Origin of the sequence: Natrinema thermotolerans, assembly GCF_031165565.1 — an archaeon.
GTDB lineage: Archaea > Halobacteriota > Halobacteria > Halobacteriales > Natrialbaceae > Natrinema > Natrinema thermotolerans.
This window is the reverse complement of the sequence record NZ_CP101873.1, coordinates 2,271,931-2,294,082: the sequence shown is the minus strand read 5'-3', so window position 1 is coordinate 2,294,082 and position 22,152 is coordinate 2,271,931. Positions and strand designations below refer to the sequence as shown.

Sequence of the window (22,152 nt, the reverse complement as noted above, 5' to 3'; positions counted from 1 at the left end):
GATCCAAGTATATGTCCGGTGAAGTATAAAACTCGCGAGAGTCGTCGAGTCGCGCTCGCGGCAGCTCGAGTTCGCGACCTACCGGACGAACGACCAGCGCCGGTTCGCGGCGATCGCCAGGAACAGCAATCCGGCCGTCGCCGGCGGCGCGAGCGCCGCCGTCGTCATCGGCGACAGTTCGCGGTTCCGGATGTCGAACCCGGCCCGCTCCTCGACGGTTACCGTCCCCGCGTCGACGCCGCTGACTTCAATCGCGTAGGTTCCCGGCTCGTCGAACGATCGCTGAAACGTGACCGCCCGCTCGCCGTTGGCCGGGATCGAAACGGTTCGGGTATCGACGACGATCCCGTCGACCGATAGCTCGAGCGTGCGCTCGATCCGCCTGTCGGACGGGTTTCGAACCGTCGCCCGGACGTCGGCGGTCTCGCCGGCGGTGATCGTGGCGTCGTCGATAGTGGCGCTCGAGACCTCGACCTGCGGGCCCGCGACGGTCACGGACTGGTACCCGACCCCCTCGATCCCTATCTCGTAGGTGCCGGGCCACTCCATGCGCCGCTCGAAGCTGACCGTTTGTTTCTCGCCCGACGAGAGGGCGACCGTCCGCTGGTCGACGACGGTCCCGTCGACCGTCAGCCGGGCCGTTTCCACTCCCCACCCGTCACCGTCGTTTCGGTAGGTCGCGTTGACGGTCACTGTCTCGCCCGCCTCGACGGTCGTCGGCGAGACGGACAGACTCGAGCCGTCGATGTCGGACTCTTGGTCGTCCTCTTCGTCCTCATACTCGACTACGACCGTGAACGTCTCGGTCGTCGATTTGGCGACGTGGGTGTCGACGGTAACGTCTATCGTCTGAGAGTCGCCCGGGGACAGTTCAAGTCGCGATTCCGGAGCGATCTCGCTCCCATCCGCGTAGAAGGCGACGCCCTCGACGTCGTGATCGATCCAGACCGCCTCGATATTGTCGGCATCCTCGCCGACCGAAATCGTGAAGACATCTCGAGTCACGAACGCCGTGTTTCCGTTGAACCCGTCGAAGTCGAGGACCAGTTCGTTCGACCCGTCGAGTTCCGCGTAGCTGCTCGTCGGCTCGAGGACGACGTCGTCCGATGTCTCGTCCTCTCCCACCGTCAGTGCTGCTGTCGGAATCGCGAGCGTAAACAGAAAGCAGACGGCGGCCATGACGAGCAGCGTTCGTGACGATAGCATTGCGGTCCGTTATGAGTGTATACGTGGAGCGAACAACCCGTCCGAATCATCCGATGCTCCAATACCGGCACGGTGTCGGGTTTCGGAGCCTCCATTCGGGAGTCCGATCAGGAGTTCTGCTGCTGAGCTGTGATAGTTATATCCGCAGTACTTCCATCGTCCAGTGTGGCGTCGAATCGGTTGCCGTCTTCTTCGGCCGGATTCGTGTTGATAGCAATACCGGCGGCGACGCTGTCAGTGGAATCATCGTTGTCACTGACAGAAATGGCTCCGAGGTTAACGTCCGTAACATTACTCCCAGTGTCATCACGAGATGCGTTATCGGGGAAACTACCCTTATAGACTGCAACACTGCCAGCATCAGTAGAGATACTAATATCGAACGTCCCACTCACTTTCGCGTCAGTTTCGCTCTGGAGGGAAACCTGCAGAACATCATCGAAAGCGAATACGGATTCGTCGTTGATACCGACGAATTTGACCTGATTCATCTCGGGACCACTGTTTCTCGTCTCGGTTCCGCTTTCGACCCCTTCATACTCACTTGCGTTAACAGAGGGCCGGAGTAACCCGCTCGAGTCACCCTCGAGGGAAACGCTAACCGACCGCTGTGCTTCTGCCTGACTGAACGCGCCCGAGCCGAGCGCAGCGCCACCGCCGGCGACGATCGTTCCGAGTCCGAGCAACACATTTCGTCTGTTCATTGACATTGTATGATCACCGTACGGTCGCTGCCGGTATCCGAAGGCACGGAGTACCGACCGACCTTCTACCTACCTCTCATTACTGTACCCACTTTGTATTGATCGAGCAGAACGGTCGAATAGTCGGCGATACCACCTTCAGGCCGTCATTGAACCCGAATATCGTGTGAGGTCGTGTGACAAATACCCGCCCCAAGGCGGCGGAACGTATCTCTCGTCACCGCCGAGAGAACTGCGATGAACGGCCCCATGAATACAAGGATCGCGTTCGATCCCCGAGTTCGTCACGCCGTCGTCGCTTCGATCAGAACCGTCGGCTCGAAATTAGCGCTGTCGATATCGCCGTTATCGTATGCAGCCACGGTGTCGTTGATTTGATCCGCGCGAAGTTCGATCTCGAGGCCGAACGAGACCGTCTCACCGGGCGCTAACACGGACGTATCACCGTTATCGGGGAAATCACCATCACCGAAACCCGTCGGGTTCGGCGTCAGGAGTTCTCCCTCGCCGTTGTCCCCCTGGATCGTGAGCGTGACACTATTGACGTCATTCGTTCCCTGATTCGTGACCGTGACGAGTGCGTCAAACGATGTGAGGGCGTTCTGGTTGACACCAGTTGCGCCTTCCGAGTTACCGCTGATATCGATTACGATGGTGTCTCCTGTGTCGTCAACGTAATCGCTCGCACCACTCGCGGGAGTGAGTGCGAGAAATGCGTTCGCGTCGCCGGCTGTTTCGACGGTAACCGTCCGTTCGGCTTCCACGCTACTGAACGCGCCCGTTCCGAGCGCGGTACCACCACCCGCAACGATCGTCCCAAGACCGATTACGACGTTTCGTCTTTTCATTACGATTGGGTCGACGCGGTGATCGTCACGGTCACGTCGAGTGACGTACTCGAATCGACGTTGCTTCCACGGGTGTCGATGAGTAGGTCATAAGCAGCAATATCAGTAGATGTCAGTGAGTTGCCGCCACTCGGTTCGTTAGTATTTGATGTAGTGGAACTCCCGTGTTCGAATCCATCGCTATCACCGAAGGTATAATCACTGCGGTGCTGAAACTCTATTCCGATTTCATCAGTATCGGTATCGGGACTTACACTATTGAGCGCAACACGGCTAAAGTCACCACCAATCTCGTACCCGAACGATAGTCCTGTTACGTTTTGCGTCCCGTTGTTTTGGATGGCAAGCATCGGTTGCCATTTTGTTACGGCGTTGATATTGAGACCGTCGCCGCCGGCATCGTTTTCACCGGATCCAAGGTTGAGCTGGACCGTATCACCGCCGACATCGTACGCATTGTCTGCATCGAGGCCGAGGAACGCATTTGCGTCACCGGCAGTCTCAACGGTAACCGTTCGTTCGGCTTCCACGCTGCTAAACGCGCCCGTTCCAAGTGCAGCGCCACCGCCAGCGACAATTGTCCCCAATCCGACTAACACATTGCGTCGATTCATTCTCATGGTTATGATCTCCGTTCCGCTCCTCAGCACCGCCCTGTGAGGGGTGCCAGAAGGCAGTTCCTACTCGAACTCACGAACCGAACCCACTTTGTATTAGGTATCCAGAACGGACGCAAGACCACCATGCGGTCGTTCAACTGACCCCTGAACGCAATTCGCAGCCACTCGAGGCCTACAAGTGCCGCCTGAAACATCACAATCAGCCCCGAATGTGACGTGGCTCGTCACCGATATCGAGACTGCACATCTCCGCCAAGCAGGACCCACTTCGCTCGAGATTACTGAGAGAACGCCCAGTCCCGTTTACTTCGGATTTCAACGATCGGTTGGTGCCGCTCGACAGCACTCAAGATGTACTTGTAACTCTCCCTTGGGTTACGATATTTCAACGACGATGCGTATTTTTATAGTAGGGAAGTAGTAACTGAGTAAGAGATTCAGTAATGGTGGGAGAAAGAAATCGGGATGGTTCCCAGCGGGAGGACTCGGAGGACCGTGGCGCGAGTCCGCTCGTTGGAATCGTCCTGTTGTTCGCACTCGTAATAATGGGTGCGATGCTCGTCTTCGTCGCCGGTTCGGCGATGCTCGATGCAATCAAATCGGAAGCGAACAGTGAACGGACCCAGCAGTTCGCAATGGAAATCGATCACAGGCTAACGACCGTCGCGACGACGGGATCGGACCAGCCACTGCCGATCGATGAGATGCAGGGGAACGAACCGACGATCACCGATGACGGGAATATCTCCGTCAGGTGGTATAACGCGTCGAGCGGGAGTCGTACGTGTGCCCCCGTCGAGGGAGAACTCCGCGCACTCGAGTTCGAACTCGACGATCGAACGATCGCCCATCAGGGTGGCGGTATCTGGGAGAAAACCGATCGCGGCGTCAGCACTGTCTCGGAGCCCAATATCGGATACGACAATGATTCGTTGCAGCTCCAGATCATGGAACTCGAGGAGGACGACTTCGGATCGAGCGGCACGGTTGCGAGAGCGAACCACAGCCGGTCGACGGAGCTAACCGAGACGATCAACAGTCGCGCCAGAGCCTGTAGCGACGCGACCTCGATCGAGTTCAGCATCGAAAACAGTACGTACCACGAGGGCTGGGCGACGTATCTCGAGGACGCAGTCGGCGCGGACGAGTACAGCGAGGTGTCCGTAACCCACAAGCCGGCCACCGAAGCCGTCGTCGTCCAAATCGAGAACGTCAGGACGCCGGTCGATAGCGCATCGCTGCTGATCGAGTCCGACAACGGAGTGAAGGGCACGAACGGAAACACGCAACTGGTCGAATTCGGGGACAAACTCGAGTTCCAAGCAACGCTGAATAACACCGGAAGCGAAACGGTCTCCTCACCGACTATGCGTGTTGCGGTCGATGGTGGCAGAGTCGTCTCGGAAAAAGGAAGTGAGGCTGTTCCCAGCAAGAAAAAGAACGGTGGGCCAGGCAACGATCGGTCAGTCGAAGACGTATCAGTTAAGATCAATTCGAAGGACTACGAAGATCACCTCTCGCCCGGTGAGACATACGAGTATACGATCCAAACACTCGATAAGTCCGGTGAGATCGACGACACGCTCGAGGACCCGGGAGAGTTCTACCTCGGCGAACCAGGATCGAACTTTACCGTCAACGACATCGAAACAACGCCCGCTGATGGCGACAACGCGACTATTAGCGCCGAGATCACGAACATCGGTATCGAGGAGGGCGACCGCACCGTGACCATCGACTTCGATGAGTATGATGTCACTGCAAGCGAGGAGTTGACCCTCGACTACGGGGCAACCGGGACAGTCACCTGGACGGTCAACAAATCCGCACTGCCCTACGAGCCAAACGAGTTCGAAGTTCGGACCGGAGACGACACTGCAACAGGGACCATCATCGGAGGGGCCACCGGAGAGGTCGAAGACGCGTTCACGGTCGTCAAGGACAACGGCGTCGGGGACGATCAGATCGTCACCGACGAGGGACCGTTCACCGTCGAAGCCGTCGTCGAGAACACGTACGCCGACGAGCAGTCACGAGATGTCACGTTGACGGTTCCGGACGCCGGAATCACTATGCCCGAACCAACGACACTCGAAAGCGGCGAGCAAGAGACGGTCTCGTTTACCGTCGATCCCGACGAACACGATCTCGAGGCCGGGACGGTCTACGAGTACAACGTCACGGCCGGCGAGGAAGGCTTGAGCGAGCCCGGATCGTTCTACGTCGGCAAGCCGGGGACGAACTTCGTGCTGTCGAACGAGAACGTCACGGTCGATGAGAACGTCACTATCACGGCCGATCTGACAAACACCGGTGTCGAGTCCGGCTCGCAGACTGTGGATCTCGATCTCGAATATCTCGACGAGATGCCAGCCGAACTCGAGGAAGGGTTCTACGATGATGTCGAAATCAATGCAAGCAATGTTGAGCGGGCGTTTGGCGAGGGTGATACCGTTGAGTTAGAATTGAACGGAAGCAACCTTATCGCTGGTGAATACAATGCCACGATTAGTACAGAAGACGACTCTACAACGGTCTCGTTCGTCGTTGAGAGTGGTATCGAATCCGGACGGGTTGGACTGGGTGGTGTAGAAGATGCAACGGCTAACGTAACGGTATTGGCGTCACAGATGTCGGGTGCACCGGCCGGTGGACCGGGAACGACGGGTGAGCCGGATCAGCACGAACTGGCACCGGTAAACCTATCGGTAGTGACAGAGCGAAACGGTGTCTCGAACAAAAAATACGAATTTAGTAATAAGTATGGCGGAGATAATATTAATACGTACGATAGCTGGCAAGAAAAGGGAGATACGGACAAGGTTCCAGACCAGAATCCGTGGGCTACATCGATTAATATCGAAGAGGAATCGACGTTGACGCTCGCTGCAACTTCATCAAATCCGATACCACAGAATGCATGTAATGACTACAGTGAAGAAGACACACACCCAGATTACACTATAGGATTATTATTTGAAAGGGAAATTGAATTCGAACACACGTGGTGTGATAAGGTCGAGGAAACTTGGATTCCGGTTGATGCCACAACCGGTAAAAGTCTACAGAACGTCCGTGTCCGAAGCGCTGAGAATAACACAGTCCCGGTGCTTCAGCCGGCGAATAATATCCAATTCAGTGCGGACGAGGTCCTCGAAAAGGAAGGCCTGTGGGATAACGAGAACCAAACGCTAGATCTAGACGAAAACGAATTCGTCTTCCTATTCGAAATGACCCAAGAACCCGTTGATGATGGCGATATCGATTCACTCTGGAACCAGGCCCAGGGGAGCGGAACTGGCGATCCGAATTTCAACGATTTGATCGTCCACGTTGAAGTTGAACGTGCAAATGTCGACCCCAGCACGCCTAGTATTACAATCATGCCCGGTGGCGGCAACTTGACCGACGTTGGTACCGGTAATGGTAGCAAGACAGGCGACAGGCCCGACGAAGTCGATCCGAGTCTCGAGGGAGACGCCGACGAAGGCGCAGGGCCCGACGTCGGAACCGGGACATCTGACAACGACGTGACGGGCGGTATGACGGGTGAAACCGGCGTTGATGTCGACGCCGACCACATCGTTATCGGCTGACGGGAGCGCTGTGGCTGTCTCCCCCGTCTTCGGCTGAAACCGAGTCTACCACCCCTATATGGTTTGATCTCGATGTCGCAGGCCACTGTCGACGAAAGCGAACAGAAGCAACCGAACCCGGCTCCAAATCAAGACACACCATGCGATCACTCAGGGCCCTCAGTCTTGGATTGATACTCATCGGCGGGCTCATACTCGCCGCACCGAACGGTGCGTTCGACTTGATGAGTGCCGATCGAGGAGTGAATGTCGAAACCGCATCCGATGAAAACGCGCTTGTCGGGATCGAAAAAGAACCGATCAGTCTGGTCGAAGAAAACGGGAATATCCAATGTGACTTGCAGGAGGGGTGCGTCTATGAATATACTGATGTCGAACTTGTCAGAATCACCGATCAAACACCCTCCTCGGAACTCGAGATTACGGATGGGGAAGTTAATATATCGACTGAAACCACTGACTATCCATCCCATCAGGAGGACGAGATTACGAGGGTCAATGATGAATATATCGTCGAGGGAACGCTTTGGTGTGATGCAACGTGGTTCTTCGGATTCTATCAGGAAAGAAGCAGCACGGATCTCTCGATGGACCTCGAGACCAGCGACGGTACGATCACCGTCGAACTCGAGCGGGAGATTCCCGTTCAATGTGAGTGACTATCTCGCTGGGGTCCTGCTTCTCACTTCGAACGACCAGAGTGTGGTTCCGGAGGCGAGTTAGCCCCTTCCCGGAATTGGCCGCAGGTCGTTGTGAGCAGTGTCCAAATGGGACACAGTTGGCAACAAGCGTTATGTATCAACGACACCGATATTCGTACTGTACAGGGGGATGGCGACAACCAGCGAGAGCAAACCGGCGACAGCGGGAGAGACAGGTCAGGACGACCAGTCGCGGGAAGGCGAAATTTTCGACCTGTTGAGCAACCAGCGTCGCCGGTATGCTATCCACTACTGCAAGCGTGAGGACGAACCGGTCACGCTCGGGGATCTCGCCGAACACGTTGCCGCCTGGGAACTCGACAAAGAGGTCGAGGAGATCACCTCCGCCGAGCGAAAGCGGGTCTACACCTCATTACAACAGACCCACCTGCCGACGCTCGAGCGGGCCGACGTCATCGAGTTCGACGATCGGACGATCGAACTCACGGACGAGGCCGACGAGTTGGACGTCTATCTGGATATCGTCCCCGGCGATTCGGTCCCGTGGGGAGTCTACTATCTGGGGCTATCGGCGGTCGGCGCGGTCGTGATAGCCGGACTGTGGCTCGAGGTGATACCGACTGAAACAGTTCCCAAACTCGGCTGGGCAACGTTAATTGTTACACTGTTTACCGTGTCAGCAGTCGTTCACGTGATACAGAACCGACGAATGCGACTCGGGGAGATGAAGCGCCCGCCATAGCGATGGTTGACAAGAAAACAATGACGCGACGTACTGCATTTGGATCGATAGCTGCTGGTTTACTCCTATTAGGAGAACAAACATTCGGTTTTTCAAGTCTACAAGCAGATCGCGGGACCACAGTTACTGCAGTCGATGATGGTACTGCGCTCCTCACTATCAATGGAAAGACCGCTGACGAAACACCAGTATTCGAAAATAGATTTGAAACAGATATGCGAATTACCTTGACAGCACCGAACGAAGACAGTGCGGAGTTCGATGTCGATGATGACGGGACTTCTGTGAGCGAAGCTGATTTCACCCTTTCCGCTGGTGAGAGTAGAATAGTTAGTATGAACGCAGATACGACGGAAATCACTGTTGCAATTGAAGCCACTTTCGACGCTGGAAAGATAACTCTTCAACGTAATTTCGAAATTCCGCAGTCGAGTCAGGTCGATATTACACCGACAGTGGCAGCTAGCGGTGGGTCCGGAAAATTTGAGTTTGGCCTTGCGAATAGAGGGAGTATTGACGCAGTAATGGAAGCGATTCGTATCAATGACACTAGCACGGATGCGGATCGGGTTGCCGAAAAAGAAATATTCGTTATTAGTGAATCGGATAACGTTAACGAGAGCCCGAGACAACTCATCTCAAGCCAACTCTATATTGGTGAGAACGAGCCACTGACTGGATTTGATAACGACGATTCGGTAACGTTGCCTGCTCCAGCAGAGGGCGAAGAAGAAGGTGACGAGATAGTATTTAAGTTTGATCGGTTTGGGAAATTGAAGAATAAAAATAAAAAGTTTAAAACTGTGAAAATGAGTGGCGCGTCTGTCAATATAGAGATCGAATTTAGTGATTCAAGCAATGCTACTTTCGAACTGACTGACGGTAATTGAATCGAGTGAGCTATTCGCCAATGCGAACCCCTTTTCACCGCTGACAACAGAGTTCGATCCATGTCGACCGAATCGATCAGCGACCGACGCGAACACATTCGCTCGGTCAGCGTCACCGCGATGTCGGCGTTGCTGGGCGTCGGCGCGGCGCTTGCGTCTACTACCTGGGTCGGAACGACCGCCGAGGCCGCCCAGAACACGCAGGCGCTCGCGTTCGTCCTCGGCGCAATTTTGCTACAGTACGTCGTCATCAACGCCGCGGGGATCTACGGCGACGACGAGTTCGGGGCGAAACACTACCTCTTCGTCGCGTTCATGACCTTCTCGCTGTGGTTCGTGACGTGGGGAATCCTGCTGACGGCGGAGGTCACGGGCTAACATGGCCGACGACAGCATCGCCGTCGTAGACCTCGATCGGTGCCAGCCCGATCGCTGTGGCTACGAGTGCAAGAACTACTGCCCGCCCAACCGGACCGGGAAGGAGTGTATCACCCTGCGGGGCGAGGAGGCAGCGGAGGGCCAGCCCGAGCAGATCCACATCTCCGAGGAGATCTGTCTGGGCGAGAGCTGTGGCATCTGTGTCGAGAAGTGTCCGTTCGACGCCATCGAGATCATCAACCTCCCTCAGGAACTACAGGACGAGCCCGTCCATCGCTACGGCGAGAACGCTTTCTCGCTGTACGGTCTGCCAGCTCCACAGGAGGGACAGGTCACCGGCATTCTCGGCCCGAACGGGATCGGGAAGACCACTGCCGTCCGCATTCTGGCCGGCGAACTCGAGCCCAACCTCGGCCGTCACGAGGAGGAACCGGGCTGGGACGAGGTGCTGGAAGCCTACCGGGGGACCGAACTGCAGGACTACATCGCGGACGTCCGGGACGGCGACGTGACGATCTCGCGAAAGCCCCAGTACGTCGACCAGATCCCCGAGAGCTTCGACGGCAACACCCGCGAGCTACTGGAGCGGACCGACGAGCGCGGTGCCCTCGACTCGCTGGTCGAGCGCCTCGAGATCGGGCCGGTCATGGACCAGTCGATCGACGACCTCTCGGGCGGGGAACTCCAGCGGGTCGCCATCGCGGCGACGCTGGCACGGGACACTGACTTCTACTTCCTCGACGAGATCACGCCGTATCTCGACATCGGCCAGCGGGTTACCGCGGCGCGGCTGATCCGGGAACTCGCCGAGGAGGAGGACAAGTCGATGCTGGTCATCGAACACGACCTCGCAATCTTGGACCTGCTGGCCGACACGCTCCACGTCGCCTACGGTGAACCCGGCGCGTACGGGGTCATCACCTCGCCGAAGTCCGTCCGCAACGGGATCAACGAGTACCTCTCGGGCTATCTCGACAACGAGAACATGCGGATCCGACCGAACCCGATCGAGTTCGAGGAACACGCACCACGGAGCGTGAGCCGTGCCGATACGCTCGTCGAGTATCCCGACCTCACCAAGAGCTACGGCGACGGCGAGTTCTCCCTCGAGGTCGAGGGCGGCACGATCCGGGAAAACGAAGTCCTGGGCGTCGTCGGTCCCAACGGGATCGGGAAGTCGACCTTCGCGAAACTGTTAACAGGGAACCTCGAGCCCGACGAAGGCGACGCCGACCTCGATCTGGACATCTCCTACAAGCCCCAGTACGTCACCATCGACCAGCACATGCGGGTCGATGCGTTCCTCTCGTCGATTACCGACCAGTTCGGCTCCTCGTACTGGAACACCGAGATCGCCCAGCCCTTGCAGTTAGAGCGGATCATGGAGCAGAACCTCTCGGACCTCTCGGGCGGGGAGCGCCAGCGGGTCGCCATCGCGGCCTGTCTCTCCGATTCGGCCGACCTCTACCTGCTCGACGAACCCTCGGCCCACCTCGACGTCGAACAGCGGGTCCAGGCCACGAAGGCGATCCGGCGCTACGCCGAACAGCAAGACGCCACCGTGCTGGTCATCGACCACGACATCTACATGATGGACCTGCTCGCCGACCGACTGATGGTCTTCGACGGCGAGCCCGCCGTCCAGGGCCGTGCCGGCCAGCCCCAGTCCATGCGCGACGGCATGAACGAGTTCCTCGCGAACCTCGAGGTCACGTTCCGCCGCGACGAGCGCACGTCCCGACCGCGGATCAACAAACCCGAGTCCCAACTGGACCGCCAGCAGAAAAGCGAGGGCGAGTACTACTACGCGCCCTGACACCGGGATTCGAAGTTCGGCCTCGAGCCGGCTGCCGGCCAAAGTGTTTATACTCCAACTATTTTGGCGGAAAGCGTGTCGAACGGCTATGGACAGGGTCCGACTCTATCGGCTCTCGATCGCCGTTACCGGCGGTCTCCTCACGTCGGTCGCGTTGCTACTGCTCGCCAGACGCGGGAGCAGTACCATCGCTGGAGTACTGTTGGTCAGCGGTGTCGGACAGACGCTGGGGGTCGCAGCCGAGTCGCTCTCGACCGACGGCGTGGCCCCCGAACCCGGTCCCGTCCCGTTCTGGACGGCGATGGCGTTTACCGGCATCGGGCTCGTCGGTGCGGCCCTGTTCGTCCTGTCGTGAGAATGGGGAGCTGAGACCGGATATCGAGAAAACGGGGCGCGAGTCGAGTCAGCCCATCAGTCGCTGACAGCTGCCACAGAGGTTCTCCTCTTTGATGTCGACCTCGCGGACGGTCGGCGAGAAGTTCATCACACAGCGGTTGTTGTCGCAGTGCTCGAGGCCGTAGGTATGGCCGATCTCGTGGACGATCTCCTTGCGGACGCGGTCCTCGAAGATGTCGGCAGCGCTCTGATTCGAGAAGCCGCCGTCGCTCGAGGTCTGGAGCCGGTAGGTCGAAACGACGCTGCCGCTGCCATCGAGATAGGCGAGTCCGAAGACGTAGTTGCGCCGCCGGTAGAAGAGGTCGTGGGGGGTGATCGCGATGTTTTTCTCGCCGCGACCGACCCGTTCGGCGAGTTGGATGAAGGTCTCGGCGGAGTACTGGTTCCGGTCGGAGTCGTAGGCACCGTTGGGGACCGACTGCGAGTCGTTGATCGAGACGTCGCAGTCGTAGACCGATCGCAACGCGGCGGAGGCCGCCCGCTTGACCTCGGCGGGGACGCTGCCGACCGGCACGATATCGACGAGCATAGCAAGGGCTATGGCCGCGGGTGGCATAAACGTCCCGCCGTGGCCCACTCTCGCCGGAATCCCGACGCGTTGCTCGAGGTCCTCGCGGACTACGATCGCGTCGTCGAGATCGGAATCGGCCGCCGGACCGATCTAGCGCGAGCGCTGGCCGACCGCGGGGTCGCCGTCACCGCGACGGATGTCCACGAGCGCGACGTGCCGACGGGCGTGGCGTTCGTTCGCGACGACATCGTCAATCCCGAGCCGTCCGTCTACGCCGACGCGGACGCGATCTACGCGCGGAACCTGCCGCCCGAACTGCATTGCCCGGCCCTCGAGGTAGCCCGGACCACCGACGCCGATTTCCTGTTTACGACGCTGGGCGGCGACCCGTCTGCAGTGCCGGTCGAACGGAAAACGATCGAGACGGGGACGCTGTACGTCGCTCGAGTCCGTGGGGAGTAGGCGGCCAGTTCGTCGACCGTCTCGAGGCGAAGAATTATACGGTTACGGGACTGTTCGGCGGTCGTGAACCCGGAGACGGTTACGTACGTCCTCGCGGCGGTCGTCGCGGTCGCGGTACTGGCGACAGTACTCCTCGGGATCGGGGCACTGGTTCGGCTTCTGCTCCGGCTGCTCGCAGCGCCGGGCGTCGTCGTCCACGAACTCGCCCACGAGACGGCCTGCCGGCTCGTCGGGGTGCCCGTCCTCGAGGTCGCGTACTTCAGACTCGGGAACCCGCCTGGGTACGTCCGCCACGGCCAGCCCGAGCGCTATCGGGAGTCGTTTGTCATCAGCGTCGCGCCGTTTCTCGTCAACAGCGCCGTCGCGTTCGGCCTGTTCGTCGGACTGGCGTCGATCGTCGCGGGGCTCGACGCCGTCGGGAGCGCCCCGCGATCGACGCTGGCCGCCGGAGTGGTGCTTGGCTGGCTCGGCCTCGCGATCGGAACGCAGGCCTTTCCGAGTACCGGGGACGCGCGGACGCTCTGGAACCGCTCGCGGGCCGAGTGGCGACGATCGCCGAGCGTCCTCGTTGGGGTGCCGATCGTCGCCGTGATCTACCTCGCGAACCTTCTCTCGCGGCTGTGGGCGGACGTCGCCTACGCCGTCGCCCTGTTCGTCGCGGCGGCGTGGAGCGTCGGGCTGGTCTGAAACCGGTCGCCTTTATCCCTGCCGGCCCGTCGGGACGGATATGAACGCAGACGCCGTCGTACTGGACATTGACGGGGTACTCGTCGACGTCGCCGACTCCTACCGCCGGGCGATCGTCGAGTCCGTCGAGGCGGTCTACGACCGGACGATCCGCAAGACAGACATCCAGCGGTTCAAGGACGCGGGCGGGTTCAACAACGACTGGGAACTAACGTACGCCGCCGCGCTCTACGTCCTCGCGACCGAGGAGGGGTACGACGAGTCGCTCGAGACCTTCACCGACGGGATCGCCGCCGCGGGCGGCGGCCTCGAGGCGGCCGAAAGCGTCGTTCGCGAGGGGATCGGCGCGCGGGCGACCCAGCGCGTGACCGACCGCTGGGATCGCCAGCGGCTGCGGGACGTCTTCCAGCAGCTGTATCTCGGCGACGAACTCTACCGCGGGCTCGAGGGCGGCGAGCCCGACCTCGAGCGGGAGACGCCCGGGTTCATCCACGACGAGCCGGTGTTGCTCGAGCCCGAGACGCGGGATCGGCTGCTCGCGTCCTGGGACGTCGGCGTGCTGACCGGCCGCCCGGCGGCCGAGGCCGAGATCGCCCTCGATCGGGTGGGCCTCGACGACGCGGTGCCGGTCGCGCATCGCTTCACGATGGACGACTGGGAGGAGGGGAAACCCCATCCCCGCGCGCTGACGACGCTGGCCGAGCGGTTCGACGCCGACGCGGTCGCGTTCGTCGGCGACACGCTGGACGACGTTCGGACGGCGGGCAACGCGAGCGACGCCGATCCGAACCGTACGTACCACGGGATCGGCGTCCTCACCGGCGGCCTGACCGGCGACGAGGGGCGACGGAAGTACGAGGACGAGGGCGCGGCGGCGGTCGCCGAGTCGATCAACGCCGTCCCGGACCTGCTCGAGTAGGCGCCTCGAGGGCGAGAGAGCCGTCAGGTGCCGTCGCCGGGTACCCGGACGAACGGCAGCCGGAGTCCGCGGTCGCTCGGGCGGTCGTGATCGATCACGGCTCGTTGCTCGGTTACGGACCGCGTTCGGCCGGCTTCGAGCGTTACTCGAGCGGCTCGTCGAGCCGTCGGCAGGAATCGAACCGGTCGTCGGTCAGGTAGACGTCGCCGTCGCGAACGGTAACGGCGGTCCTCTCGAGGGCGTCGCCCCGACAGGGACCGGCCGTACAGACGCCGTCGTCGGGCTCGAAGCGCGCGCCGTGTTCGTGACAGACCAGGTGGTCGTCCCTGACGATCGCGCCGGGGCCGGGATCGAGCCGGACCTCGGGCCTGTGTGGACAGGAGTTGCGCCACGCGAGGACGTCGTCGCCGCGTCGTCGAAGGATCAGTTCGGTCCCGCGGCGGTCCCGGCGGGCCTCACAGCGAAGCGTTCCGTCGGTCGGGACGGCCGACAGCGGCGCGACGTAGCGCGGCTCCTCGCCGTCGGCTTCGGTCGCCGTCGGTTCCTCGCCGCCGCTCGAGTCGCCGTCGACGCTGAACCGAAACGTCGCGCCGTCGGTCGAGACGTCGCCCTCGTCGTCGTAGACCCGGACCGAGGTCGTCTCGTCGTCGTCCTCGAGGGTCACCCGGACGGGATCGGTCATACGCCCTCTTTTCGGCCTGCCTAAAAATATCTTCCGGGCCGGCGACGACGGGCGTGCTCGTGTCTCGAAAACGCGCGGTACCACTTTAGGGGAGCCGGGCGAAGCGGGCGTATGGACGACGCCGAAGTCACCGTCGACGTCGAGGTCGAAGTCGAAGTGGATTCGAACGAACTCGAGATCGAGGTCGGCGACGAACGCGAGTTCGAGGGCGAACTCGAGGCCGACGGACTCTCGATCGAGGTCGAAGCGGAGATCGAAGTCGAAGGCGAAGGCGGGGAAACGACGGCCGACGAGGAAGAAGCGTCCGAAACGGACGAGGAACCCGAGGCGAGCAACGACCAAGAAGAATCCGAGGCGGACGGGGAAAGCGAAGAAGACTGATTCGGCCCCGTGGTCGCCGGCCCGTCGATCACTTCTCATTTTCGCGCGTGTCGAAAGAGGCTATGTGCTGGCCTCGGTATCACGAGCCATGAGCTGGACGGTCATGCCGGAGTTCGAGTCGTACGAGCGGGCCCGCGAATCGTTCTCGTGGGACCTCCCCGACGAGTACAACCCCGCCGTCGACTTCCTCCGGAAACACGAGGACACGAGTCAAACGGCGCTGCGGTACGAGACCCCCGAGGGCGGCCTCGAGACCTACTCCTTTGCGGACCTCGACGACCGGTCGGATCGGCTCGCCGCCGCGCTCGCCGACCTCGGCGTCGGGGCGGGCGATCGGGTCGGCGTCGTAATCCCGCAGAAACCGGGGAACCCGATCACGCACCTCGCGAACTGGAAACTCGGTGCGGTATCCGTGCCGCTGACGGTCCTGTTCGGACGCGACGCCTTACAGTACCGGCTCGCGGACAGCGAGGCGAAAGCGGTCGTCGTCGATCCGAGCGTCCGCGAGACCGTCGACGAGATCCGCGAGGAGTGTCCCGCCCTCGAGGCCGTGATCGAACTCGACGACGGCGACGCGGTACGGGGCGACGCCCACTCGTTCGAGGAGTTGATCGCAGCCCACGAGCCCGGGATCGACGTCTACGACGCGACGCCCGAGACACCGACGGCGATCATGTATACGAGCGGATCGACGGGGCCGCCGAAAGGCGTTCGACACAGCCACGCGCTCTGGCTCGGGCGGGCCGCCGCGGCCGCCAACTACTTCGACGGCGGACTGGCCGACGGCGAGGCCACGCTCTGGACGCCCGCCGACTGGGCGTGGGGCGCGGCACTGGGCGGCACGCTGTTCGCGGCCTGGCACCACGGCTGCTCGGTCGTCGGCTGGCCCCGCGACGAGTTCGATCCCGACGATGTCTACGACCTGCTCGAGCGCCACGACGTGACCGAGGCGTTCATGCCCCCGACGGCGCTCCGGTTGCTGATGGGCGTCGACGACCCCGAACGGCGGTACGATCTCTCGATCAGGACGTTCGCGTCGGCCGGCGAACCGCTCACCTCGGAGGTCGTCGACTGGGTCGCATCGACGTTCGACGACGTCGCGATCAACGAGTTCTACGGCCAGACCGAACTCAACCTCGTCGTCGGGAACGCGGCGCGGTGGTTCGATACCCGCCCCGGCAGCATGGGCAAGCCCCTACCCGGCTACGAGATCGCGGTGGTAGACCCCGAGACGGGCGAGCGCCTCGAGCGCGGCGAGGTCGGTGAACTCGCGGTGAAGCCGGCCGATCGGCGGGTCTTCTTCGACGAGTACCACGGCCTGCCGGAGAAGACGGCGAACAAGCGGACCGAAGACGTCCCCGCGAGCGGAGCGAGCGGGGAGTCGGAAGAGCAACGGTCTTCCGGAAGGTGGTTCCTGACCGACGACCTCGTCGAGCGCGACGAGGACGGCTACGTCTGGTTCCACTCGCGGGCCGACGACGTGATCCTTACCAGTGGCTACCGCGTCGGACCGACGGAGGTCGAGGACGCAGTCCTCGCCCACGAGGCCGTCGAACAGGCCGGTGTCGTCGGCGTCCCCGACGAGACCCGTGGCGAGGCGATCAAGGCCTTCGTCAAGCCGGCCGTCGACGACTACGACCCCGAGGGGCTCCGCGCGGAGATCCGTGACCTGGTCCGGGACCGCCTCGCCGAGTACGAGTATCCGAAACACATCGAGTTCGTCGAGCGGCTACCGACGACGACGACCGGCAAGATCCGCCGCCGGTCCCTGCGCGAGGGCGACGGAACCGACGAGTAACCCTCGAGCGCGGTCGAACCCATCCGGCGCGGTGACAGTCACGGCCGGTTTTATTGTTGCCGAATGCCAACCACTGCGCATGTACCGCGTGTTGATGCCCGTCGATGCCAACGAGGACCGCGCAGTCGAACAGGCCGAGTACGTCGCGTCGCTGCCCGACGCGGCGGAGTCGGTCGAAGCGTACATTCTCTTCGTCTTCACCGAAAACAGCGAGAAGCTCCCGAAGGAATTCGAGAAGTTCAAGTCCGCCTCCCGGATCGGCTCGGTCCGGCGCGCGAAGGAGCGCCTCGAGGAGGCCGGCGTCGACGTGACCCTGATCGAGGACAGTGGCGACACGGAAGACGACATCCTCGAGGAGGCCGAGGGCTACGACGTCGATTCGATCGTTCTCGGCGGCCGGAAGCGCTCGCCCGTCGGAAAGGCGATCTTCGGCAGCACCACGCAGGGCGTGATCCTCAGGTCCGATCGGCCGGTCGTCGTCACCGGCGGCGGCGGGGAGTGACGTGACAGACCGTTCCCGCTCGTAGCGTCGGCTGTTTCTGCCGGCAGCCATCTTATCCGGATCGGCGTCGACTACCCAGTATGGAGATACGGGAGCCGGAACCGGACGAGAGCGAGCGGATCCGGGACGTGGTGGAGAGTTCGATGACGACCTCGTTCAGGCTCAGCCCGGGGCAGATCGACGGGATCACCGACGAGGAGTTCGCCGACGACGCCGTCAGCGAGCGACTCGAGGACGACGAGACCGTCCTCTACGTCGTCGAGACCGGCGCGGAGATCGAGGACCGAACCATCGCCGGCGTCGTCGAGGGCCGACTCGCGGACGAGTGGGGCGAGATCGACTGGCTGTTCGTCGATCCGGAACACCGCGGCAAGGGGATCGGGACGGAACTCTACGAGTCGATGACCGAGCGTCTCCGCGACCGCGGGGCCGACCACGTCCGCGTGACCGTCCTCGAGGAAAACACCGAGGGCCACGGGTTCGTCGAACGGTTCGGCCTCGAACACGACGGCGATCGGGAGGTCGAGGTCGCCGGCGAGTCGCTCGTCAAGTACGTCTATACCGAGCCGGACATCGACGTTTCCCTCCCGACGGAATCGCGTGCGGACGACGCAACGGTCACCGCCGACACCGCCGACGAGGACCTCCCCGGGACGGAGACGACCGACGGCGATCTGACCGCGACCGACGACGGGACGACGGTCTACATCGACCGCGACGAGGCCGAGTCCGGCACCGCGGCGCCGTTTTTCCACACCTACGAGGACGAGGACCGAAAACAGCAGTACGGCTATTACTGTGCGAACTGCGGCTCGCTCGAGGTCTCGATGGACAACATGGAGCGGCTCGCCTGTCCCGACTGCGGGAACGACCACGCCGAGCGGTCCAAGGAGTCGTACGACGACTCGCGGCTCTAACCGTTCTTCGCGAAGATGCTGTCGGCCGTCGCCGCGCCGACGACGCTGAATACCGAGCCGACGCTGATGGCCTTGAACGTCGTCTGTGCGACTTCGCGGGTCGTCTTGGCATCCTCGATGAAGGTGTCGGGGGCGTCCAGTAAGAGCGCGAGTACGGTCACCGCGCCGAAGGAGACGATCATCAGCGAGATAAACCGCAACGGAATCCCGGCGACCTCCTGTTCGTCGTCCAGGTCGCGGGTCGTGTCGGCGGTGTACAGCGCGCCGTAGCCGATCGCGAACACCACGATCACGGTCCCGATCGCTTGGAAGAGGTTCATGCTCGCCGCGAGCGTCCAGACCTCCTCGGTGACCACGAACGGGCCGGCGAGCAGGAACCCCCCGACGATCTGCTGGGCCGAGTCCGCGAGCCGGAAGTCCCGCGGCCGGCGCGGCCGTCGAAGTTTCATAGCGATCGATTATAGCGGAGCGGTAAAACGCCCCTGTTTGTCGAGTGACAGCACCCGGCAGCGGAACCGTTCAGACGAACAGCAACAGCGCAGCGTACCCCGCCGCTCCGATAGCGAACGCCGGGAACCGACTCTCGCGGTCGGACGGCAGCTCCTCTTTGATCACATTGAGGACGATCCCGCCGGCCAGAAAGGGCACGAACACCGAGACGAGGAGATCGGTGTCCTCGAGGGCGTATCCGACAACGACGCCGACGAGAACCGCGGCCGACAGCACCCACCGGCCACGGTGCCGATAGGTCGGACCGTGGTGGTCCCGAAGGCCGTCGTCGGTGACGAGGAAATGCAGCGCCATCGCGACGAAGAAGGGGAACAGCCCGCCGAGTTCGGGGTCCAGAAGCAGGGCCCCGACGATCGCGTTGTAGACGGCGAAAGAGCCCACGTGAATCCAGAACACCGCGGTCCCAGACCGGTCGCCGTCCGAACCGGGATCGAGGTTCGACCGCCGGGCGAACTGCTCGAGGCCGTAGAAGGCGACGAAGCCGATCAGGGCGATCAGGTAGCCAGCCGATTCGCCGGTCGCCGCCCCGCGGGCCCCGAGTGTCGTCGCGGCCGCGCCGATCTCGGGCAGGAGGTGGACGAACACGTACGCGACCGAGACGCCGCCGGCGAGAGAGAGCCACCGGCTCCGCGGGATCCGCCCGCCGACGCTCAGTCGGCCGGCGAACAGATGCACCAGCGCGAGGGCGACCGCGAGCGCGGGAGCGAGTGCCGCATCGGCGGGAAGCGGGCCGATCGAGGACACGCCACGAGGGTGTCACCACCTCCGGCCCCGTATGTCTATGGCCGGCCGGTTCAGTCGTCGGCGCTGTGGGGTTGGTCGTCGCCGGTCGACATCGCGTCGCCGACGGTCCCCGCGGTTCGGCGAACGAGGCTGCCGAGCGCCCGCCGACGGCGGACGAACAGCGCCGTCCCGAGAACGAGGTAAAGCCCGCTGTAGAGCAACAGGAGGTCGGTACTCGAGACCGGTAGCGTCACCAACTCACGGATGAGGGCGAACTCGAGCAGTACCTGCGAGAGAAACAGCGTCAACAGCGTGACCGCTTCTTTCACGGAGATCTCGAAGCGGATCAGCAGGGAGATCGCGAAGAACGATTGGGCGGCGGTCAGCCAGATCTCCGCGGACTGTTTGAAGTCGAACGCGAGGACGCCATAGCTGCCAAGCGCCAGCGAGTGAACGACCACGAGGGTCCCCGATCAGCAGCGTCCACTGGTTGAGCTTCGAGGAGATCAGGGCGTTGAAACCCGCCGTCGAGCGGGCCTTGTTGACGAGGTAGACGACGACGATCAGTTCCGGCGCTTCGGAGGCCAGCGGCGCGATCCACTGAATCATGAAAAAGGAGGGGATCCCGACGCTTTCGCCGAGCGACTCGAGGCCGTGGGCGAAGGGTTCGACGGCGGTGAAGATCATCACGCCGGAGTAAGCAAACAGCAGGAGGACGGTCGCGATCCGGGCTGGCTTCGGGAACGACTGGAGGTACGCCGGAACGCCGACGTGGTCCATGTCGGGTTCGACCTCGCCCCGAAGGATGACCGCGATGTAACAGACGTAGAGCCCGACCAGAAACAGCATGTCGAAAATATCGATCCCGTCGTTGAGCGGGACGAGAAAGGCCCACAGGGTGGCGAACAGTAGGAAGACGATCTCGAGGCCGATCTCCCGGTCGAGGACGACGACGTCCGAGAGGACCCCGTCGCGTCGCTCGACGGCGGGGTCGGTCGACGCGCCGCTCCGGTAGATCGTAAAGAGGGCGATGCCGGCCCAGCCGAGGCCGATGAGGATGCGGTTCGCGCCGGTCATATTGGCGACGGCCAAGTTGCCGGCTTCCATCCCGCGTTCGGTCCCGGCGAACACGCCAGCGTTCCAGGCATAGAGCGCGTCGACGGCGTACTCGGGTGCGACGGCCAACACGGCGAGGACGGCGATCGCGAACGCCTGTGGAACGTCTTTCTCGGCGGTTTCGGCGGCCCACGCGAGCAGGAACGCAGCACCGAGGACGGCAAGCCCTGTGAGAATCACCGTCGCGAGCGTCGAGAGCGTTCGGAGCGCAGCCGGTGCTTCGTACCCGGCCCCGACCATCGTCGCAACCCAGGAGAGGAGGTCGGTTGCCCCCACAACGGCGACCCAGGGGAGCGTGAGTGCGACCGCGACCGAAATCGCGCCGAGCGCTCGTCGGTTCATGGAAGTCGTCTAGGAACGCGTACCGATCCACCGGTGATACGTGGGACGGTGTGATGCCGGTGGTGCCTGCTATTGCTGTGGCGTCCGCTCCTCGTAGGGCTGGACGACGACGAACCCCTCGGATCCCGTAAACTCGAGCTGGTAGGTCTCGCCGGAGGACTGCCCGATCATGTTCGAGAACGCCTTGTCGACGTGGCTGCCGGGCGTCGTCCCGCTCCAGGCGACGGTCGCGCTGGGGTCGGTCCTGACCGGCGGTCGCAAGACCAGGGGCTCCCCGTGGGTGGTGATCGCGACGGTCCCCGGCCCCTCGAGGAAGACGTTGGTCAACCCACCGGCCGAGAAGCCGGCGATGCTCTCGACGGTCCTGATCTCGTAGTCGACGCTCGGCTCGAACGCGAGGACGTCGTTGCCGTTGACCGAGATCGACTGGCCGGCATCGAGTTCCAGCAGTTGGATCTTCTTCTCCTGATCGGCGAGATAGAGGTGGCCGGTGCCGGTCGCCTCCATGACCGGCGTCCCCTCCCCGGTCGCCTTCTCCTTGAGGAAGCCGGTAATGCCGCCCTCGGCCGAGGAGATCCCCTCGAAGGAGAGGTCCCCGTCGTAGGCAATCATCGATCCTGCCTTGGCGATCACGGAGCCGTCGACGGCGACGTCGAGCAGCTTGTCGCTCTCGAGTTGGAAGGCCTCGCCGCCGGCTTTCGGTTCGTTCTCGGTGACGAATTCGTCGACATCCATAGTCACTCG

23 protein-coding genes and 1 pseudogene are annotated in these 22,152 nt (G+C 62.0%); 14 read left to right on the top strand and 10 right to left on the bottom strand.

Translation table 11 applies throughout. From position 1 onward, the window contains the following. Positions 1-78 precede the first annotated feature (78 nt). The 4 genes from NP511_RS11845 to NP511_RS11830 all read right to left on the bottom strand — a co-directional run bounded on the left by NP511_RS11845 (position 79) and on the right by NP511_RS11830 (position 3,378). The gene (locus NP511_RS11845) at positions 79-1,206 is read right to left on the bottom strand and encodes a CARDB domain-containing protein (protein WP_049965646.1); all 1,128 of its coding nucleotides are present in this window, start codon (positions 1,204-1,206) and stop codon (positions 79-81) included. 107 nt (positions 1,207-1,313) lie between these two features. Beyond that, positions 1,314-1,916, bottom strand: coding sequence for a hypothetical protein (locus tag NP511_RS11840; protein WP_233274338.1), 603 nt, complete (start codon positions 1,914-1,916; stop codon positions 1,314-1,316). Positions 1,917-2,194: 278 nt separating this feature from the next. After that, positions 2,195-2,758 carry a hypothetical protein gene (locus NP511_RS11835; protein ID WP_049965644.1) on the bottom strand — a complete coding sequence of 188 codons (564 nt, stop codon included), beginning with the start codon at positions 2,756-2,758 and terminating at the stop codon, positions 2,195-2,197. Continuing rightward, complete coding sequence (locus NP511_RS11830) at positions 2,758-3,378, bottom strand: hypothetical protein (protein ID WP_136396891.1); 621 nt, start codon at positions 3,376-3,378, stop codon at positions 2,758-2,760. The genes NP511_RS11835 and NP511_RS11830 overlap by 1 nt, the downstream gene beginning before the upstream one ends. 443 nt (positions 3,379-3,821) lie before the next feature. Between NP511_RS11830 and NP511_RS11825 the strand changes: the two genes are divergently transcribed. The 7 genes from NP511_RS11825 to NP511_RS11795 all read left to right on the top strand — a co-directional run bounded on the left by NP511_RS11825 (position 3,822) and on the right by NP511_RS11795 (position 11,817). Further along, entirely contained in the window at positions 3,822-6,974 is a 3,153-nt protein-coding gene (locus NP511_RS11825; protein ID WP_233274337.1) for a DUF7289 family protein, read from the top strand. Positions 6,975-7,114: 140 nt separating this feature from the next. Further along, the gene (locus NP511_RS11820) at positions 7,115-7,633 is read left to right on the top strand and encodes a hypothetical protein (protein ID WP_049965642.1); all 519 of its coding nucleotides are present in this window, start codon (positions 7,115-7,117) and stop codon (positions 7,631-7,633) included. 172 nt (positions 7,634-7,805) lie between these two features. After that, positions 7,806-8,378 (top strand): DUF7344 domain-containing protein, encoded by a 573-nt coding sequence (locus tag NP511_RS11815; protein WP_049965641.1) that lies wholly within the window; start codon positions 7,806-7,808, stop codon positions 8,376-8,378. Positions 8,379-8,380: 2 nt separating this feature from the next. After that, entirely contained in the window at positions 8,381-9,268 is an 888-nt protein-coding gene (locus NP511_RS11810) for a hypothetical protein (RefSeq protein WP_136396890.1), read from the top strand. 60 nt (positions 9,269-9,328) lie between these two features. Then, positions 9,329-9,646, top strand: a complete 318-nt coding sequence (locus NP511_RS11805) for an EMC6-like membrane protein (RefSeq protein ID WP_006648039.1) — start codon at positions 9,329-9,331, stop codon at positions 9,644-9,646. Between the two features lies 1 nt (position 9,647). Further along, positions 9,648-11,462 carry a ribosome biogenesis/translation initiation ATPase RLI gene (locus tag NP511_RS11800; protein WP_049965640.1) on the top strand — a complete coding sequence of 605 codons (1,815 nt, stop codon included), beginning with the start codon at positions 9,648-9,650 and terminating at the stop codon, positions 11,460-11,462. An 88-nt stretch (positions 11,463-11,550) separates the two neighbouring features. Further along, on the top strand, positions 11,551-11,817 hold the full coding sequence (locus tag NP511_RS11795) for a hypothetical protein (RefSeq protein ID WP_049965638.1): 267 nt from the start codon (positions 11,551-11,553) through the stop codon (positions 11,815-11,817). 48 nt (positions 11,818-11,865) lie between these two features. Here NP511_RS11795 and NP511_RS11790 read toward each other — a convergent pair whose 3' ends face one another. After that, complete coding sequence (locus NP511_RS11790) at positions 11,866-12,387, bottom strand: archaemetzincin family Zn-dependent metalloprotease (protein WP_006648042.1); 522 nt, start codon at positions 12,385-12,387, stop codon at positions 11,866-11,868. Positions 12,388-12,426: 39 nt separating this feature from the next. Here NP511_RS11790 and NP511_RS11785 point away from each other — a divergent pair, with 39 nt between their 5' ends. From NP511_RS11785 to NP511_RS11775, 3 genes are all read left to right on the top strand, one after another. Further along, on the top strand, positions 12,427-12,831 hold the full coding sequence (locus tag NP511_RS11785) for a UPF0146 family protein (RefSeq protein ID WP_211249109.1): 405 nt from the start codon (positions 12,427-12,429) through the stop codon (positions 12,829-12,831). Between the two features lie 63 nt (positions 12,832-12,894). Beyond that, positions 12,895-13,518 (top strand): metalloprotease family protein, encoded by a 624-nt coding sequence (locus NP511_RS11780; RefSeq protein ID WP_084158278.1) that lies wholly within the window; start codon positions 12,895-12,897, stop codon positions 13,516-13,518. Between the two features lie 40 nt (positions 13,519-13,558). Continuing rightward, positions 13,559-14,437 carry a TIGR01548 family HAD-type hydrolase gene (locus NP511_RS11775; protein WP_049965636.1) on the top strand — a complete coding sequence of 293 codons (879 nt, stop codon included), beginning with the start codon at positions 13,559-13,561 and terminating at the stop codon, positions 14,435-14,437. A gap of 142 nt (positions 14,438-14,579) precedes the next feature. Here NP511_RS11775 and NP511_RS11770 read toward each other — a convergent pair whose 3' ends face one another. Next, the gene (locus NP511_RS11770) at positions 14,580-15,119 is read right to left on the bottom strand and encodes a Rieske (2Fe-2S) protein (protein ID WP_049965635.1); all 540 of its coding nucleotides are present in this window, start codon (positions 15,117-15,119) and stop codon (positions 14,580-14,582) included. A 111-nt stretch (positions 15,120-15,230) separates the two neighbouring features. Here NP511_RS11770 and NP511_RS11765 point away from each other — a divergent pair, with 111 nt between their 5' ends. The 4 genes from NP511_RS11765 to NP511_RS11750 all read left to right on the top strand — a co-directional run bounded on the left by NP511_RS11765 (position 15,231) and on the right by NP511_RS11750 (position 18,717). Next, positions 15,231-15,500: a hypothetical protein gene (locus NP511_RS11765; RefSeq protein ID WP_049965634.1), complete on the top strand. Its 270-nt coding sequence runs from the start codon at positions 15,231-15,233 to the stop codon at positions 15,498-15,500. Positions 15,501-15,588: 88 nt separating this feature from the next. Next, positions 15,589-17,298: an acetate--CoA ligase gene (locus NP511_RS11760; protein WP_049965633.1), complete on the top strand. Its 1,710-nt coding sequence runs from the start codon at positions 15,589-15,591 to the stop codon at positions 17,296-17,298. A gap of 79 nt (positions 17,299-17,377) precedes the next feature. Beyond that, positions 17,378-17,800, top strand: a complete 423-nt coding sequence (locus tag NP511_RS11755; RefSeq protein WP_006648050.1) for a universal stress protein — start codon at positions 17,378-17,380, stop codon at positions 17,798-17,800. Between the two features lie 80 nt (positions 17,801-17,880). Then, positions 17,881-18,717: a GNAT family N-acetyltransferase gene (locus NP511_RS11750; RefSeq protein WP_049965632.1), complete on the top strand. Its 837-nt coding sequence runs from the start codon at positions 17,881-17,883 to the stop codon at positions 18,715-18,717. On the opposite strand, the gene NP511_RS11745 is transcribed toward NP511_RS11750, so the two are convergent. The 4 genes and pseudogenes from NP511_RS11745 to NP511_RS11730 form a co-directional block, all read right to left on the bottom strand. Then, on the bottom strand, positions 18,714-19,166 hold the full coding sequence (locus tag NP511_RS11745) for a DUF2391 family protein (protein WP_049965631.1): 453 nt from the start codon (positions 19,164-19,166) through the stop codon (positions 18,714-18,716). The two genes, NP511_RS11750 and NP511_RS11745, sit on opposite strands and share 4 nt — an antisense overlap. 70 nt (positions 19,167-19,236) lie before the next feature. Next, positions 19,237-19,971, bottom strand: coding sequence for a hypothetical protein (locus tag NP511_RS11740; RefSeq protein WP_049965629.1), 735 nt, complete (start codon positions 19,969-19,971; stop codon positions 19,237-19,239). Between the two features lie 50 nt (positions 19,972-20,021). Beyond that, positions 20,022-21,408, bottom strand: a pseudogene (locus NP511_RS11735) (sodium:calcium antiporter). A gap of 69 nt (positions 21,409-21,477) precedes the next feature. Beyond that, positions 21,478-22,143 (bottom strand): AIM24 family protein, encoded by a 666-nt coding sequence (locus NP511_RS11730; RefSeq protein ID WP_006180382.1) that lies wholly within the window; start codon positions 22,141-22,143, stop codon positions 21,478-21,480. Between the last annotated feature and the right edge of the window lie 9 nt (positions 22,144-22,152).

What these genes read in the sequence shown, in the direction of transcription:
- NP511_RS11790 (WP_006648042.1), bottom strand. Translation starts at nt 12,387, where the DNA reads ATGCTCGTCGATATCGTGCCGGTCGGCAGCGTCCCCGCCGAGGTCAAG.
- NP511_RS11770 (WP_049965635.1), bottom strand. Translation starts at nt 15,119, where the DNA reads ATGACCGATCCCGTCCGGGTGACCCTCGAGGACGACGACGAGACGACC.
- NP511_RS11750 (WP_049965632.1), top strand. Translation starts at nt 17,881, where the DNA reads ATGGAGATACGGGAGCCGGAACCGGACGAGAGCGAGCGGATCCGGGAC.
- NP511_RS11765 (WP_049965634.1), top strand. Translation starts at nt 15,231, where the DNA reads ATGGACGACGCCGAAGTCACCGTCGACGTCGAGGTCGAAGTCGAAGTG.
- NP511_RS11840 (WP_233274338.1), bottom strand. Translation starts at nt 1,916, where the DNA reads ATGTCAATGAACAGACGAAATGTGTTGCTCGGACTCGGAACGATCGTC.
- NP511_RS11825 (WP_233274337.1), top strand. Translation starts at nt 3,822, where the DNA reads ATGGTGGGAGAAAGAAATCGGGATGGTTCCCAGCGGGAGGACTCGGAG.
- NP511_RS11755 (WP_006648050.1), top strand. Translation starts at nt 17,378, where the DNA reads ATGTACCGCGTGTTGATGCCCGTCGATGCCAACGAGGACCGCGCAGTC.
- NP511_RS11830 (WP_136396891.1), bottom strand. Translation starts at nt 3,378, where the DNA reads ATGAGAATGAATCGACGCAATGTGTTAGTCGGATTGGGGACAATTGTC.
- NP511_RS11815 (WP_049965641.1), top strand. Translation starts at nt 7,806, where the DNA reads ATGGCGACAACCAGCGAGAGCAAACCGGCGACAGCGGGAGAGACAGGT.
- NP511_RS11800 (WP_049965640.1), top strand. Translation starts at nt 9,648, where the DNA reads ATGGCCGACGACAGCATCGCCGTCGTAGACCTCGATCGGTGCCAGCCC.
- NP511_RS11805 (WP_006648039.1), top strand. Translation starts at nt 9,329, where the DNA reads ATGTCGACCGAATCGATCAGCGACCGACGCGAACACATTCGCTCGGTC.
- NP511_RS11845 (WP_049965646.1), bottom strand. Translation starts at nt 1,206, where the DNA reads ATGCTATCGTCACGAACGCTGCTCGTCATGGCCGCCGTCTGCTTTCTG.
- NP511_RS11795 (WP_049965638.1), top strand. Translation starts at nt 11,551, where the DNA reads ATGGACAGGGTCCGACTCTATCGGCTCTCGATCGCCGTTACCGGCGGT.
- NP511_RS11835 (WP_049965644.1), bottom strand. Translation starts at nt 2,758, where the DNA reads ATGAAAAGACGAAACGTCGTAATCGGTCTTGGGACGATCGTTGCGGGT.
- NP511_RS11760 (WP_049965633.1), top strand. Translation starts at nt 15,589, where the DNA reads ATGAGCTGGACGGTCATGCCGGAGTTCGAGTCGTACGAGCGGGCCCGC.
- NP511_RS11745 (WP_049965631.1), bottom strand. Translation starts at nt 19,166, where the DNA reads ATGAAACTTCGACGGCCGCGCCGGCCGCGGGACTTCCGGCTCGCGGAC.
- NP511_RS11820 (WP_049965642.1), top strand. Translation starts at nt 7,115, where the DNA reads ATGCGATCACTCAGGGCCCTCAGTCTTGGATTGATACTCATCGGCGGG.
- NP511_RS11730 (WP_006180382.1), bottom strand. Translation starts at nt 22,143, where the DNA reads ATGGATGTCGACGAATTCGTCACCGAGAACGAACCGAAAGCCGGCGGC.
- NP511_RS11810 (WP_136396890.1), top strand. Translation starts at nt 8,381, where the DNA reads ATGGTTGACAAGAAAACAATGACGCGACGTACTGCATTTGGATCGATA.
- NP511_RS11775 (WP_049965636.1), top strand. Translation starts at nt 13,559, where the DNA reads ATGAACGCAGACGCCGTCGTACTGGACATTGACGGGGTACTCGTCGAC.